This is a genomic window from Pseudomonas sp. 2(2015), assembly GCF_000955865.1.
Classification (GTDB): Bacteria; Pseudomonadota; Gammaproteobacteria; order Pseudomonadales; family Pseudomonadaceae; genus Aquipseudomonas.
This window is the reverse complement of record NZ_JYOF01000078.1, coordinates 390-595: the sequence shown is the minus strand read 5'-3', so window position 1 is coordinate 595 and position 206 is coordinate 390. Positions and strand designations below refer to the sequence as shown.

1 protein-coding gene is annotated in these 206 nt (G+C 68.9%); it reads left to right on the top strand.

The annotated features are described in order from the left end of the window. A partial coding sequence (locus UB48_RS28390; RefSeq protein ID WP_275560946.1) for a hypothetical protein occupies window positions 1–206 on the top strand: 206 nt, incomplete at both ends.

Below are 206 nucleotides of genomic sequence, written 5' to 3'. Positions count from 1 at the left end.
GACCGCAGCCAACCTGGAGGTCGCACCCTCCACCGTTCCGACGGTCCCCACTGACACGACGTGGGCGTTCTCCGCTCTGGTCGTGGCCCGCCGCACGGATGTCGACGGCGACAATGCCGCCTTCGAGATCAAGGGCTGCGTCAAGCGGGACGCTGGCAGCACCACGGCCCTCGTCGGCACCCCCACCGTGACCTCGTTGGCGTCTT